Here is a 13,605-nt window from a genome sequence, read left to right as displayed (position 1 = left end):
TGTAACATGGGGTACAAATTATAGAGCGAGGACTTTTACAGGCTGCAAAAAGCCTCTCGATCGTGAATCACGAAGGCTTAAAACACGTGAAAAACCAACTTTATCAAGCGTCAGTTTTAGAAACGACATCCACGTTTTGAATAAGTTTTCTAACTGTCTCGACCGTCTTTTCTGCTACTAATATATCCATCGTCTTTATCTCAATACTCTCAAATTCTTTCTGATAAACATTTAAATCCTGCAATATTTCATTCTTCTTATGCGAGTCCATAGCCTTACAAAATTTCCATTGTTTTGCAATATCTAATAAGTCTTTCCGTATTTCTCTCGCTCGACACAGTTTCTTAACTCCATCTGAAAACTCTGCATTCATTTTCGTTCGACTATTGATTTCATCTTTACACTCGATTGATGTGTAATTATTACTTTTAAACAATTCCCAAAAATTCCGGACTAATTCTACTTCATTCTCTTTATCAAGCCTTTTATCGTATAAAAAAGCTTCAAAATCATTTGCAAATATAGACTTGTAACATATATCTGGAAATACATATGCTTTATGCGTGAAAGTTAATATGTGCATCTTTATAAACAAACGTAAATATTCAACGGGATGTTCAACTATATATTCTTTTGCCGATAGACAAGCAACCTGACTCAACACAGAGATATTGTTACTAACATCTTGAATACAATTTTTCAATAATTCTAATCCCATGGCAAGATTATACTCGCTTTTTTTAGAGATTTGATTTTTAAAATAATAAAATGCTCCTTTACAAGCATATTTTACAAAATAGTCTCTATCGAATATCCAAGTTCCTTTAGCATCTACTGCCGCCTCAAATAGTTCAGCAAGAATCAGTCGAACAAAATCATGATAGATATGCTGTTCTTGTGAATCCCTCTCAAATAAATCAGCAAAATATTTTTTATATTGTACTCTATCACCATTGTAATATTTATCTGAGAAAATAGCCACGTCAGTTTTATTGAAATATCCTGTTAAGTGCTTGTAATAATAGTAATTCCTCGTATATGCAAGTAGATTAAATGACAACTTCACGCAAAGTTCAAAAGTCTCTTTATCCTCAATCTCAAGATAATCACGCAGTTTTAAATAGTATATTAATTCGTCTATACACCCTCGCCCATTCCATTCATCAATAGTTGACATCGCATCTTGTTCAGATTGCGTAAAAAGACTTATTATATCTTTTAAACTCAAAGTATTGCTAATTTCATCTTGAAAATAAGTTTCAAAACTATCAACATCATTAATTGGTCTTACTAATTTCATCTCTAAAATATTAGGGAATAAAAAAATCAACATTTTCTTAATCATGCCAACACTTTCCGGATCTTTTTCAATATTTTTCAAAACTTCTTCATAATCATTTTTTAAACGATAAATACCATTAGGATAATATTCTATACCACTAGTAGAATCAGCTTCGATGAATTTCTTAGCCCTCAATGCATAAAAAACATCTATATATCGATATTTCAAAAGTTTCACGTATAACAAATGTTCGATTTTAACCTCCTCTTTCACGTCCAAATATTCCATGTAGAAATTATTCAAAAACCTTTTAGCGTCCCGAAGATTCCGGATAAGAAATTGAAAGTTATCCCCCAAACCTTCCATTATTTCTTTATAAGGTGCTGAATTTGTTGCCTTAAGCCATTTTTGTAATCGTTCCCCTATATAAGAAATAATCATCTTGTTATGTCGATAAGGTAATTGTATCTCCATGTCGAAGAACTTATCCCAAAACAAAGACAAGTCATCACCTTGCTCGTTTTTAGTAAATTGATTTATACAATTCCTGTCATAAGCGGTTATAAAAATAATGTTAGAAATATTAGATGCAGCGTACCGGATAAGTTTTATGGTTTTGAAAGCTTCTTCCGGTGTTAACCGATCAATATCATCTATGATAACAACAAGCCGTTTCCCTATTTTACTTAGAGCAGCTTTTAGCTTTTCCTCCTCCTTCCCATCATAAAACATGGCTTTTAATTCTCTAATTTTTGACATGAAATTACTCTCGTCCAGTATCCCGATGGCTTTCATGTAATTATCAATCAAGGAAGATACTTCTCCACTATATTTCTGTAAAACCGATTTTATCTTCTCGAAAAAATTCACTTGTATTAAATCTTCTTCTTTGCTTTCTACGGGGTTAAAGTCTATTACAATGTATCTATTTTTATCTATATTTTCACGTACTAAATTCAAGTATGATGATTTACCGTCCCCCCACGCCGAGTTTATCCCGATGCTAAAAGATACGTCAGCAGGAACTCCACTCAGCCGATCGGCTATATTTTTAGCCGAATTACTAAATTCTAGTTCATCTTTTTCTCCAGCCTTTATTGCATGACCCGATATAAAAACAGGAGCATCACGTTGAGGGTTTAAACTACGTTCCACGGCTTTATAATTGAGCAATATTTGATATAACCCATATACCAAAAGAATTAGAAATAAAACATCCAAGTATTTAATCCAACATCCTTCCGGATAATAAATGTAAGCTCCCGTGAACCGATAACGAACGTAAATTAATGCTAGAGCTATTAATAAAATCATTCTAGGGACAGCATCAAGGTATTTCTCACGGGTTCTTTTCCACAAACGCCATGCGAACCCGATCAGTGCAGCGAACATGATACACGCGAAAAACCACCCCTCGTTCACCTCTGAAAGAAGCCTCACGATCGTGTCATCATATATTTTGACAAGTAGCTTTTCAAACACGAATCCTATAAACAAGCAGGTAAAAATAAGCTGAAAATTTTTTTTATACTTTTTCAAATAGTTCCAAAACTCATTAAGTCTTTCCCCAAACGTCTTCTTTTCATTATCGCTCATGATAAGTAAATCAACTCGTTTATATTTCCGGCATCCATCTGCCAGCTCCCTACCCTAATGCACGCCCCACTCTTACACGCTATAAAGATAGAAATTAAGAATAATTAATTAAAACAATACACGAAGAATTTTTCGGACGCGGTTTCTGCCGGAAACACGGCTCTTCGCGGTACACGGTACACTGCGGCGATCCTCGCGCAAAATTGAAGCACCCCTCCGGGGCAGAGCGGTAAGCAATTGTCTTGTTCGTTTCCTTTTACCGTCCCCCTCGATTGTCCCCGCATTCTTGTTTATACCCGCCATCAGTCAGCCGCTATTCGATTATGCAAAGGTTGTTTCGTGTCAGCGGGAAAAAAAGTTCAAGCCTCCGGTTTTACAAAAAAATCTCCACCCCTCCTTTGATTTCGGCAACGAGCCAGTCGGGTAGTATTTTTTTGAAAAAACTTTTTTGTCCCGCGAGCACGACACCCTTAGAGCATAACGAAAGCGACCGACCGAAAGGCGAGGTAGACATGGAGCGAGGGACAAGGGAACGGGAAAAAGAAAACGAAGCTCCCTCCCTCAGTTAAAGTAGACACGGACGAACAGAACGCGAGTAGTTAGCCGATCGGGGGCATCCCGACAACTTGAAAAAAATAGAGTTATGGAAAATTTGCAGGAAGCAGCTATTTATGTCGGGACGTACAACAAATACAATTGTGGTAGTATCGAGGGCAAGTGGATGAACTTATCGGATTATAGCGATAAGGAGGAATTTTTAGAGGCGTGCGGTGATCTGCATTCGGACGAGGAAGACCCGGAACTTATGTTTCAAGATTGGGAAAATATACCGGAAGCATTTATTGGTGAATCGTCGCTATCGGAAAAGTTCTTCGAGGTTCGCGATAAAATGGATGAAATGGACAAAACAAAGCAAGAGGCTTTCTCTGCCTGGCTAGATTACTACTCATTCGATATAGCAAAAAAAGATATTGACGATTTAGTACGTGATTTTCAAGACCAGTATTTCGGGGAATACGATAGCGAAAAAGACTTTGCGGAAGAATGTGTTAAAACAATGGAAGACCTATCCGATTTCGCGAAACAATACTTCGACTACGAGGCATACGCCCGTGATTTATTCATGGACGGGTATGATTACGTGGACGGGTATGTTTTCTATTGCCGTTGAACCGTGGGGGCGATCCCGCCCCCCTTATTCCCAAACATTAAAATTCAATACCATGAAAAATAATACATATAACGTGAAAGCCATTGAATATGAAACGTGTTGCTCTTGTATAGATATAAGCACGTGGAAAGAGTTAATGAAAGGTGCGGTAAAGGCGAACAAGCGAGAAATCAACCGACTTGTCAAACGATTTGAACCTACATTTTATAATATGCTAGCGTTGAACTTTTATAACCCTTACGGTTATTTTAGAACCAAACACCATTTTGTAGTCGTTCATTCCGCTATCGAGTACTTTTTCAAAATTATTGAATCATGAGAAAAATTTTCAAAATAGGATGTTTAGGAATAATCACCACGTTTATCGTGATTTGCCTACTTGCGAAAACGGGTACGGGGGTACTAGAGGGAACAATTCTTTTCGTGCTGATCGCCCGTGTCCTGTTACGCTTGTTGAAACTCGTTCTCCACGTGATTGCTATATTTATATTTATACTACTGATTTTAAACGCCTTAATATAACATAACATGACAAGAATAACAGAAAATGGAGTATCTACGACCCGAAACACGGGTGAGGAAAAATACGAAAGGTTTTCTTTTCGTGACCGCCCGTATATCTTCTATCAATATGACTATCGCCATACAGACGGGGAATTGTTTAGCTGCGTGCCCCCCCCTAAAAGAGTGCAGGGAGGCACGGGAAGAATGGATAAAAAACAAACAATCTAAATAATAAAGCCATGAAAGAGAAAAAGAAAACACGCCCCGAAATCGAGGACGTGAAACTAGAAAATTTAATCCGAGAAGTGTGCAATCGCCTTACAAATTTTACCCCCGCGGCAGAAACGACCGAGTTCTTTGTATCGGAAATTTTAAGGCTCGAAGACAAATGCGAAGAGGTTAAATGCAAATTAACGGATATATAACAGTTTAGATTATGCAAGCAGAAGATTTTATTCAATATAAAAACATAGTCCTCGAAATTAGAGAAGTGAAAAAAGACGGCTACAAGTGTTCCCTTTGTTTCGCGTTTAACAAAACCCGAAGATGCAAACATTTACCCTTGTGTTGGACGAAAGAAAAGACGTTCTATTTCGCGAAACTTTCCCCACTTGAAATTAGAAGGGCAAAGAAAGCGGGAAAGAAAATCACGGACTACAAAGAATACATCTAGTAACGAAGAAAAACGGGAGGAAAAATAGCAAGTTAACATCTAAATCACATAAAAAAATGAAACAGGAAAATATACACGATTGGTTCGAACAGGCGAAAGACCTCGCCAAAACCGAGAGGGAACTAAAAATCGAACACTGGATAAAAATATCGTTTCAGCTTCGAAGGGACTATGATAATTATGACACGTTACACGTTATTGACATTCCCCGGCAAATGCTTGATCGGTGGCGATGGCTAATTAATTGGAGATTGGCTAAATATACTTGCCAATATCCCCGCGAAGAAATAAAAACGTATTATCACTACTATGACAAACGGACAGGACTAGAAACAGGATTCAACACGCTACTATCATGCTTCGCGGCAACCAAAGCACAAGTAACAAGGCTAAAGCGAATTATGGAACAATACATAATACACGAAACCCAAAATAACTTATTCTTTGATCCCACCACTGATGAACGTTTGCAAAAAATCAAGGCAAAACTAAAACAGAAATACAAGAACGTGGAGGCTATGGGAAAAAAAGTGGAAGAAGAAGTTATTAAAAACAAGGCGGCATGATCGCAAAATTGAGCATTATCAACATTAAATCAATATTATCATGAAAAAACATATTATCAATAGAATGAAAGATATCGTGAAAAACGAAAATACAACCGTATCCCAAGACTTCGAGGCTGACAAGAAAGACCTTAAATCATACAACGGAAATTTCCTTTGGGGGTATTCCTCGAAAGGGACGAATCTAATTTGCTATAATGCACCATTCTCATATTTACAGGTAGAGAGAGTCAAGGATACAAAGAATTGTTACGTATGTGTCGGGGGTAAACTCCGCAAGGTTTCACGCGAGAAAGCCAAAGCTATCGCGGTAGGCTTGTACTCCCGTAACCATTGCGCCTAAATCATAATCACTTCAAATATTTAAAATTAATACCATGAAAACAAAAGAATTTTTTCAACAAGTCAGTTTAAACGAGATTCAACCGAATGAAGCAAACGTGCGGGAATGTTTTGATAACGCGAGCATTCAAGAACTTGCCGATAGTATACAAAATAGCGGGTTAATAAATCCACTTACCCTCCGGTCTGTCGGGAAAAACCAATACGCCATTATTTGCGGCGAACGGCGTTTCCGTGCCGCCCAATTACTCGGTTGGAAATCTATCAACGCTTACATCAAGGATGTAACAGCGGAAGAAGCACAAGAATTGTGCCTAATCGAAAATATTCAGAGAGAAGATATTTCCCCTATCGAGGAAGCGAAAGCATACGAAAAGTTATTGCAAACAAACGGGGACATCAACGAGTTAATTTCCCGTACAGGAAAAAGCGAAAAATATATCCGTGTACGTTTAAAACTTAATCATCTTATTGCCGATTTCGCGGAACTCCTTCAAACAGGAGAAATTGGTATCGGGGTTGCCGCGGTTATCTGTGAATATTCCGAGGATGTTCAAAAAGATGTTCATTCGAGATTTTTTGATAAAACTTCATATTCCAATTGGTTCAACTTGCCCCAAGAAGCCGTGAAAAAAAGAATCGAATCCAACTACACAATGAGTTTAAAGGATTACAAATTTGATAAGCAAGAATGTGCCTCTTGTCCCCACAACACGGCAAATTTTTCACTATTCTGTGAGGATAGCGGGAAATGCGTGAATCCAACTTGCCTACAAGAGAAAAACGCAAGCTACCTAACAGCCGAAGCCATCCGGATAAAACAAGAAAATCCGCTTGCCGTTCTCTGTAAACCCGTGTATAGTCAAACTAATGATACCGTGATTGAACGTCTTCTTTTACAGGAATATGAAATAAAGGATAACGCGAATTGTCGTTATTATCCGAACGAACCGAAACAACCCGATTTTTCCAACGTTGAAACAGAAGAAGAAAAGGAACACTTCTCGCAACTTTATCAAAACAAAATGCAAGAGTATTACGAAAGCATTAAATTACTTGAACAGAAAGAAGAACAAGGTTCTTTAACAAGATTTGCGGTAATTCAAGATAAAAATATCGTTTTTCAGTATCAAGAACATGAGGCGAAAAGTCAAGAAAATGAACTGCATAAAGAACTTAAATCCCTTCAAGACAAGGACAAAAGAAATACAGAATTAAAAACGATCAACACGATCAAGGACACGAAGGCATTCATCGAAGAAAACGATATACCGCACTCTGAATTTTCAGAAAGCGAGGAAAAATATTTGTACTTCTTTCTTCTCGATGCTCTCGACAGGAAGCATTATCAAGATTTAGGCGTTACTAAAGACACGTACTATGTTAGCGAGAATGAGAAGAAAGAAATCGTGGAACGAGGACTATCCGAAGAGCTAAAGACTATCATTAAAAGAGATTTTCTAGTGAAAGGGTTCCGTACCGCCTTCGGGAAAGGGGTTACTTCCGACTATTTTATAGCTTTCGCGAAAGAGCATTTCCATGATGACGTGGAAAAAATCGAACAAAAATACACGGAGGTGTATAACAAGCGTTTCAAGAAAATAAAAGAACAAATTGCCTCTATCAAGAAGCAACTAAAACAAGGAAAAAAGAAAATGCAAGAAGCGAGCAAGAAAGCCGCGTAATCCATATTGAAATTCATCGGATTAATTAACGAGCGTGGAAATATATTGGCCCGCTCGTTTTTCTTTTTGGGGAAAGAAAGAGAAATCGCCCGCGGCAGAAGCCGCGGGCGATTTCTCTTTACATCTTTCATACCTTTTCCCAAATATTCAGCACAAATACTTCTCAGTTCATCATAGCTTTTCCACGTTCTTCTTCGTTAATCACTCCTCCAAAGAAATCATTTTCAAAAATTTCATTATAATTTACGTCCCTTTTTTATTTCTCGTATTTTCTTTTCTTCCGGTAAAATGCGAAATTTACCACCTTCTAATTCCATAAATACATTTTTCCCCGAGGACGATTCTTTAATATGAAAAGGTTTACCTTGTAAAATTTCCTTTAACTCGTCTAACGAAAAATTCTCTCCGCATCCCCATCGCCGTTCAAGCATCCTTGATAACGTGAACACGTTCACGGTTTCCCTGACACGAGCTGGCAACATGGAAGGGTATTTGTTAAAATAATTAGGGTTACTCTGGTCAACAAGAAAACACAACTCGGGAGAAAGGTAAGTATCTTTTAAGATGGGAAAAGCAAGAGGATTTTTTTCAAGAATAAATTCAGCGATCTCCTCGTTCATAACCGTATCAGATATATTTATCGCGCACATGATCGCGTCAGTCTTGCTCTTGCAATCTTTTTGTAAAATTTCTAAACATACATCTGCATATGGAACATCTGAAATTAAGTCATACTTCGGGATTTGCCCCGGTAAGGCTTCCAACGCTATGCGACAAATTTCTCTTGTTTTCACATCATTTCTCATTTTTCTAAGCAAAAAAGGATCTCGTTCTACTAATTCAAGTAATTTGTCGTTTTCCATTCATTCTTTATTATGATTTGTAAAACTAAACGTTACTTTTTCCACTTGTCCGAAAGAATCTTCAACATACACGTCGATCGTTTGCAGGTCTGTACTATTAGAGGTATAATACAAGCGAAATATCGTGTCCGAGAGTGGGTAGCGGTCATTTGGCGTAAATTCAATTTTATCGCTTGTTTTTAGTATTCCCTTCCCGGAAGGCTGGAAATACCGGATGTAATATTTCGTGTCTTTATACTCACCCTCCCGTTTTATTTCAAAACGAATTTCAACCGTTTCATTCTCCGTTATTTGGTTTTGGACAGGCATTGTTTCGATCGCAAATTTATATGCTTGCTGAATCTCCAGCTTATCATTACACCCATTCCCAAGAATGTATAATAATACTATATATAATATGTACCTTTTCATTTTTTAGGAAAATTAGAGGGGGAAATCCCCCTCTTGATGAATAATTTATTTAAGTTCTCCCGATGCTGATACTCCCGCGGCCCACTCCGTGACAGTTACAGACACATTACTCATAGTTAATCCAGTACCTCCAAGGCTTAAAGTGTAAGTATTGATTTTCGATTTCTCCCAAGTTCCTGCCGGAACGGAAAAGGTGAAAATTTTACCATCAATTGTGAAACTCATACTAATTTCCTTCGCTTGGAACGTGGCGGGGATAAGAGTAAAATCTAAAACCGCCGCTTGCGCATCCGTTGGGGCTGATGCCGTGATCGTGTAAAGACCAGATGAATTTGTTTTAGTTATGGTATGCGCTGAGGTGGTGGTTGCAGTGATTACTCCCGTGTTAATGTTTAACGAACCTTGTGCGCAAATCGTGTTGTTTGTACTACCGTTGATCGAGATTTCCGTGAGTTTTCCCGTTCCTGTGTAGGTCGATGCCTTAGAGATTTTGAAACGAACCTTAGTTAGGGCGTGCGACATTGTTATTGTTGCCGTGGGACTTTTAGCGTTAATAGTGCCGGACGATTTCCCGTAGCAATAGTCTGCAACCGCAGAAGTAACATTTACCGGAATACTCGTTCCACTTGACACTGACGAGGAATAAGGAGTATAAGCGTAAATCGTTGCATTATTAGCCGAGAGATAAACCGGGGGTGTTAACACCCAACCGGAAGCACCTAAAACCGCTTTAACATTACTGTTTGCGCTTGTGTTGTCATACACCCCGCCCAAGTTTCCGGAGGTAACGAAAAGACCCATTTCCGTACTCGTTGGAAACGAAGCCCTAGAGGTCATTGCCTCTAAATTAGTCGATACGTTTAATTCATTCCTTAATGGTGTGATCTCTGCATCGGGTTTAGAACAACTCGTGCAAAAAAATGCACTTACAAATACAGCGATAAAAAAATAAATTGTCTTCATAAAAATAAATTTTAGATTAATAAAAAAATAAGACGTTATATAGCTATTCAATTATTGAACGTGAGATAGTACTCGTTTACCATACCCGGAATCCAAGTCGCTGGAGGAATTACATATTGATAATAACGATCATCTATGCGTGCCTCGAATATGATTTCAGCAGTGCGCATTCGGCACGGAAACACGAAAAAATCCACGTGTTTATACTTGTCTGTAAACCAGATATATCCTTGGTCATCAATCACGCTTACATGTGGACTAGAGAGAATTGAATTAATGGATTGAGAGGCTAGATTAACGTGTCCTCGTGTGCAAAGACTAAAATGCGGGTCGAAGTTCCGCAGCCGCAGTTCTGTCGCGAATACTGAACTTCCGGGAGCAGATTGTTTCAGCCAAAACCGGGCGATCGTGAAAGGAGATTGCATCCGGATCAACACTTTCGGCGAACTCTCGCTGACTTCGGTTTCACCTTGACCAAAAAGAAAAGTCCTGTCTTTTTCCGAATTTAGAGGGATATACATATCTGTAAGCCCCTCTTCATATGGATAATAAGCAACAACTTTTCCGGGGAATGATTTTAAAATCACGTCCTGATCCATTCTCCAACCGTCAATTGTCCTAACCACACGAATATTACGATACTTTTCTTCCTCCCCGTCATAAATCGCTTCCATGTTTACGGATTCGACGATAAAAATGCCTATTTCACTACCAACAGGCAGTGAACTTGCTGACGTGGAACGGGACAAATCGGATTCCAAGCTAATTTCTAAGCGTACGGAATTATCATTATTTATCTCTGTTTTTTTCGTGCAACTCACCAACAGAAAAATTGAAAATATATTAATGTTCTCATGTCTGCTTGTTTTATGTATTTTCAATTGGTTATTGATAAATTGTAAGTGTAAATCTTCCCGCATTCCCAATTTGTCAGGGGAATTTCAAAAGAACGTTTACTCGTTGGAGAAAAAACGACTTCTAAAATCATTTCTCCTGATAACACAGGAGTTGGAATCACGGTCATTGATATGCTATTGTCGTCGTCAGGAAAATCACTTGAAATTTTATACGACGGGCTGAACGAAATAGAAACCGCGTGCGCGCTAGGCAAAGCAGGTACTATCGAACAGTCTTTCATATCCACCTTTCCCATAACAGATAGGTTTGTATAGCCTTCGTTATTTCTTAATGTTATATTCAGGATACTTGAATAAAATGTGCTACCGGAAAGGTTTCTTATCTTAAACCGAATAACGGAATACATGTGTTGTAGTATAATATTAGCATTTGGGTTAAGATTGTTTATACCTTCGACCTTACCTAATAAAAAGTCCGGACTCGCCTTCGTTGTTACTCTAGTCGCACGTGGATCGGTAAAAGTTGTTTTGTAAGGCGAATACACGTATATGTTAGCCATCGTTGAACTTAACATGATGTCCTCGTCAAGTTCTAACTCGCCATTTTTAATGATCGCATGAATATTCTGATACGCAACACCATCATAATCATTTTCCGGAGAATTTTCCGCAATGTAAACTCCGAGTTCTGCACCATCAAGAAGCGGCGTTGTCCCGCGTGACAAAGACGCAATGTTTATATTTAAAGGGATTGGAAAATTTTCTAAAATTTCCTTTCGGACACAAGAACATCCCAAACACATACATATTAGTAATATAGTTATTTTCATTGTTACTCTGCTTTAATTTCTAAATCGTCTTTTACTTGATCTCCGAGTTGATAATCTGGGTAATTAACTTCTAAGCCCAGTAATCCAACAACTACATTAAGATTTAAGATTTGTACACGGGAATCTGACAATTCGATCTTACCCGCTAAATCAATTGCGATTTGCTTCATGTCCCTGTCCCCATTTAAGTAAATATATAATTCTAGCGTCACCCAATGAAAGTTTTCAAATATCTCGAAATTAGAGCAATAGATACTATCTCGTTGTTCCGTGGAGAACGGGGTGCGAGTACCTGTTTCTACATTGTAAAGATTTCCTTCTATCCTAATAACGCTATCTTTTGCATTTCCTTGCGCTTTAATATAAAGTGCCAGTGTTCGGGTATTCTCTTCGCAATCCGTACATTCATTACAGGCATAAAACCCAAATGCGACAAAAACAAACAAGATAAACATGATTATTTTTCTCATAACTATTTAATAATAAATTTAATCCCTATGGAATACTGAAAATGAAATGTCTTGATAGAATTAAATAGAATCTTCTCTCTAGCACGACAAGAAACAAGAAAACGATTCGTGATGTAGGTTTCCAATTCTACCGCTAAAGCTCCTCCCGCAATAAAACAATTTTGATTTTTCAGAATAGCCCCATCGCAGAAATTTTTCACGCCCCAATTTACAGATTCATAACCCGCAAAAAACATCCCCCCAAGATTGAAAAATAAACTTTTCATTCGATTAGATAAAATGTTTTTATAGTATCCTCCTGAAATTAGGAATTGACAAACAGGAACAGCATTGCACTTGTAACAAAAACGTTTTTCCGTGTATTCGATGCCAGCAGACCATTTATTCTGGTTTTGAACGTACCGGAAGAAAGATAAACCAATCGTGTAATCCAAATTCTTTTTCTTCAAAAATGGATAACTATCACCCCAACCATAATTAAGTTTGATACCCCATTGTCCCGAAAGGCAACGCTGTGAGAACCCCCGGATCGTGCCGATGAACAGCACGATTAAAATTAATAATCCCAATCTTTTCATCCTATTTTACTTTTAATTTTTCGATTGTTTTAGCGCATTCAAAGTCTTGATTTTCAACACGAATAATTTGATCCCTAGCACCATCTTTTTCATACAACTCGATTGTAAATTGTTTCTCATCCACCATCGTAAATTTTGAAAAAACATATACCATGCGAACGGAGGAATGCGCGGGAACTCGTTTTACCTCGCTGTAACTTGCAAGAGGTTCCAAATAGATTTCTTGCATTGCAGTTCGTTTTACAAGTTTCTTATCTATAATTTTGAAGTGGATAAAATCTATATCAAGCCCAACGTTAGAAGTATTTTTTATATATATGTGTATAAAAAATAATCCCTCGTGAACGTAGATGCTCTTTACAAGTGTTTGAATGGAAAACAATTTACACCCTAAGTATTTTATATTATTCCGGTTCTCTTTATATATAGCTTGCATTATTGCCTCTACTTGTCGAGTAGATACATCCCCAAAATTTGTTGTGTATATCTCGTTTGCAATTGTAATATTCAATTTCGTGAGTGCTTTTGCATAAGTGACCTTGAACGAGTAAAACGTACCATCCGAACAAATTACAGTCATGTTGGTTTCCGTGAAGTCTTCCACGGATGCTTTGATTTTTAACACGTTTTCGGAGTTTTCGACTTTTTCTGCAATTAGATCAATAGAACCTAAATCCACGTATTTTATTGACGAGGGAAAAAGAATATGAACAGTTTGATTAAAAGTAACTTGTAAGTTATAACTTTTTATTTCCTGCGCTTTGAGTATAGAGCAGGTAAATACTAATATTAGATATATAATTAATTTTTTCAT

17 protein-coding genes and 1 pseudogene are annotated in these 13,605 nt (G+C 37.5%); 9 read left to right on the top strand and 9 right to left on the bottom strand.

From position 1 onward, the window contains the following. Nucleotides 1-103: 103 nt before the first annotated feature. Nucleotides 104-2,878, bottom strand: a complete 2,775-nt coding sequence (locus A3CY_RS22335) for a KAP family P-loop NTPase fold protein (RefSeq protein ID WP_018339499.1) — start codon at nucleotides 2,876-2,878, stop codon at nucleotides 104-106. Nucleotides 2,879-3,201: 323 nt separating this feature from the next. Here A3CY_RS22335 and A3CY_RS23210 point away from each other — a divergent pair, with 323 nt between their 5' ends. The 9 genes and pseudogenes from A3CY_RS23210 to A3CY_RS0118730 all read left to right on the top strand — a co-directional run bounded on the left by A3CY_RS23210 (nucleotide 3,202) and on the right by A3CY_RS0118730 (nucleotide 7,819). Then, nucleotides 3,202-3,447 carry a hypothetical protein gene (locus tag A3CY_RS23210; protein WP_040372056.1) on the top strand — a complete coding sequence of 82 codons (246 nt, stop codon included), beginning with the start codon at nucleotides 3,202-3,204 and terminating at the stop codon, nucleotides 3,445-3,447. Nucleotides 3,448-3,521: 74 nt separating this feature from the next. Beyond that, nucleotides 3,522-4,049, top strand: a complete 528-nt coding sequence (locus A3CY_RS0118770; protein ID WP_018339496.1) for an antirestriction protein ArdA — start codon at nucleotides 3,522-3,524, stop codon at nucleotides 4,047-4,049. A 52-nt stretch (nucleotides 4,050-4,101) separates the two neighbouring features. Next, entirely contained in the window at nucleotides 4,102-4,368 is a 267-nt protein-coding gene (locus A3CY_RS0118765) for a hypothetical protein (protein WP_018339495.1), read from the top strand. Then, on the top strand, nucleotides 4,365-4,571 hold the full coding sequence (locus tag A3CY_RS0118760) for a hypothetical protein (protein WP_018339494.1): 207 nt from the start codon (nucleotides 4,365-4,367) through the stop codon (nucleotides 4,569-4,571). Before A3CY_RS0118765 ends, A3CY_RS0118760 begins: the two co-directional genes overlap by 4 nt. A 6-nt stretch (nucleotides 4,572-4,577) precedes the next feature. Next, nucleotides 4,578-4,785: pseudogene (locus A3CY_RS22605) on the top strand (DUF3873 family protein). A gap of 7 nt (nucleotides 4,786-4,792) precedes the next feature. Continuing rightward, on the top strand, nucleotides 4,793-4,978 hold the full coding sequence (locus tag A3CY_RS0118750) for a hypothetical protein (RefSeq protein WP_018339492.1): 186 nt from the start codon (nucleotides 4,793-4,795) through the stop codon (nucleotides 4,976-4,978). A 304-nt stretch (nucleotides 4,979-5,282) separates the two neighbouring features. Next, the gene (locus A3CY_RS0118740; RefSeq protein ID WP_018339490.1) at nucleotides 5,283-5,792 is read left to right on the top strand and encodes a hypothetical protein; all 510 of its coding nucleotides are present in this window, start codon (nucleotides 5,283-5,285) and stop codon (nucleotides 5,790-5,792) included. Nucleotides 5,793-5,832: 40 nt separating this feature from the next. Beyond that, entirely contained in the window at nucleotides 5,833-6,135 is a 303-nt protein-coding gene (locus A3CY_RS0118735) for a hypothetical protein (RefSeq protein WP_026207873.1), read from the top strand. A 34-nt stretch (nucleotides 6,136-6,169) separates the two neighbouring features. Beyond that, nucleotides 6,170-7,819 carry a ParB/RepB/Spo0J family partition protein gene (locus A3CY_RS0118730; protein WP_018339488.1) on the top strand — a complete coding sequence of 550 codons (1,650 nt, stop codon included), beginning with the start codon at nucleotides 6,170-6,172 and terminating at the stop codon, nucleotides 7,817-7,819. A gap of 236 nt (nucleotides 7,820-8,055) precedes the next feature. Here A3CY_RS0118730 and A3CY_RS0118725 read toward each other — a convergent pair whose 3' ends face one another. From A3CY_RS0118725 to traN, 8 genes are read right to left on the bottom strand one after another with little or no spacing between them, the layout of a single operon-like run. Further along, nucleotides 8,056-8,682, bottom strand: coding sequence for a hypothetical protein (locus A3CY_RS0118725; RefSeq protein ID WP_018339487.1), 627 nt, complete (start codon nucleotides 8,680-8,682; stop codon nucleotides 8,056-8,058). Then, nucleotides 8,683-9,093 (bottom strand): DUF3872 domain-containing protein, encoded by a 411-nt coding sequence (locus A3CY_RS0118720; RefSeq protein WP_018339486.1) that lies wholly within the window; start codon nucleotides 9,091-9,093, stop codon nucleotides 8,683-8,685. A gap of 45 nt (nucleotides 9,094-9,138) precedes the next feature. After that, entirely contained in the window at nucleotides 9,139-10,056 is a 918-nt protein-coding gene (locus A3CY_RS0118715; protein ID WP_018339485.1) for a fimbrillin family protein, read from the bottom strand. Between the two features lie 47 nt (nucleotides 10,057-10,103). Next, nucleotides 10,104-10,877: a fimbrillin family protein gene (locus tag A3CY_RS0118710; RefSeq protein WP_169503706.1), complete on the bottom strand. Its 774-nt coding sequence runs from the start codon at nucleotides 10,875-10,877 to the stop codon at nucleotides 10,104-10,106. Between the two features lie 56 nt (nucleotides 10,878-10,933). Then, a complete protein-coding gene (locus A3CY_RS0118705; RefSeq protein ID WP_040372055.1) occupies nucleotides 10,934-11,743 on the bottom strand; it encodes a fimbrillin family protein in 810 nt (269 codons plus the stop codon). 2 nt (nucleotides 11,744-11,745) lie between these two features. Further along, complete coding sequence (locus A3CY_RS0118700) at nucleotides 11,746-12,213, bottom strand: hypothetical protein (RefSeq protein WP_018339482.1); 468 nt, start codon at nucleotides 12,211-12,213, stop codon at nucleotides 11,746-11,748. Between the two features lie 2 nt (nucleotides 12,214-12,215). Beyond that, the gene (locus A3CY_RS0118695; RefSeq protein ID WP_018339481.1) at nucleotides 12,216-12,791 is read right to left on the bottom strand and encodes a conjugal transfer protein TraO; all 576 of its coding nucleotides are present in this window, start codon (nucleotides 12,789-12,791) and stop codon (nucleotides 12,216-12,218) included. Between the two features lies 1 nt (nucleotide 12,792). Continuing rightward, nucleotides 12,793-13,605, bottom strand: coding sequence for a conjugative transposon protein TraN (gene traN / locus A3CY_RS0118690; protein ID WP_018339480.1), 813 nt, complete (start codon nucleotides 13,603-13,605; stop codon nucleotides 12,793-12,795).

The sequence above is a fragment of the Butyricimonas synergistica DSM 23225 genome (assembly GCF_000379665.1).
Taxonomy (GTDB): Bacteria; Bacteroidota; Bacteroidia; order Bacteroidales; family Marinifilaceae; genus Butyricimonas; species Butyricimonas synergistica.
This window is presented reverse-complemented; position numbering and strand designations above follow the sequence as displayed.

What these genes read in the sequence shown, in the direction of transcription:
- A3CY_RS0118735 (WP_026207873.1), top strand. Translation starts at nt 5,833, where the DNA reads ATGAAAAAACATATTATCAATAGAATGAAAGATATCGTGAAAAACGAA.
- A3CY_RS0118750 (WP_018339492.1), top strand. Translation starts at nt 4,793, where the DNA reads ATGAAAGAGAAAAAGAAAACACGCCCCGAAATCGAGGACGTGAAACTA.
- A3CY_RS0118695 (WP_018339481.1), bottom strand. Translation starts at nt 12,791, where the DNA reads ATGAAAAGATTGGGATTATTAATTTTAATCGTGCTGTTCATCGGCACG.
- A3CY_RS0118765 (WP_018339495.1), top strand. Translation starts at nt 4,102, where the DNA reads ATGAAAAATAATACATATAACGTGAAAGCCATTGAATATGAAACGTGT.
- traN (WP_018339480.1), bottom strand. Translation starts at nt 13,605, where the DNA reads ATGAAAAAATTAATTATATATCTAATATTAGTATTTACCTGCTCTATA.
- A3CY_RS0118705 (WP_040372055.1), bottom strand. Translation starts at nt 11,743, where the DNA reads ATGAAAATAACTATATTACTAATATGTATGTGTTTGGGATGTTCTTGT.
- A3CY_RS0118740 (WP_018339490.1), top strand. Translation starts at nt 5,283, where the DNA reads ATGAAACAGGAAAATATACACGATTGGTTCGAACAGGCGAAAGACCTC.
- A3CY_RS0118770 (WP_018339496.1), top strand. Translation starts at nt 3,522, where the DNA reads ATGGAAAATTTGCAGGAAGCAGCTATTTATGTCGGGACGTACAACAAA.
- A3CY_RS23210 (WP_040372056.1), top strand. Translation starts at nt 3,202, where the DNA reads ATGCAAAGGTTGTTTCGTGTCAGCGGGAAAAAAAGTTCAAGCCTCCGG.
- A3CY_RS0118730 (WP_018339488.1), top strand. Translation starts at nt 6,170, where the DNA reads ATGAAAACAAAAGAATTTTTTCAACAAGTCAGTTTAAACGAGATTCAA.
- A3CY_RS0118725 (WP_018339487.1), bottom strand. Translation starts at nt 8,682, where the DNA reads ATGGAAAACGACAAATTACTTGAATTAGTAGAACGAGATCCTTTTTTG.
- A3CY_RS22335 (WP_018339499.1), bottom strand. Translation starts at nt 2,878, where the DNA reads ATGAGCGATAATGAAAAGAAGACGTTTGGGGAAAGACTTAATGAGTTT.
- A3CY_RS0118760 (WP_018339494.1), top strand. Translation starts at nt 4,365, where the DNA reads ATGAGAAAAATTTTCAAAATAGGATGTTTAGGAATAATCACCACGTTT.
- A3CY_RS0118720 (WP_018339486.1), bottom strand. Translation starts at nt 9,093, where the DNA reads ATGAAAAGGTACATATTATATATAGTATTATTATACATTCTTGGGAAT.
- A3CY_RS0118715 (WP_018339485.1), bottom strand. Translation starts at nt 10,056, where the DNA reads ATGAAGACAATTTATTTTTTTATCGCTGTATTTGTAAGTGCATTTTTT.
- A3CY_RS0118700 (WP_018339482.1), bottom strand. Translation starts at nt 12,213, where the DNA reads ATGAGAAAAATAATCATGTTTATCTTGTTTGTTTTTGTCGCATTTGGG.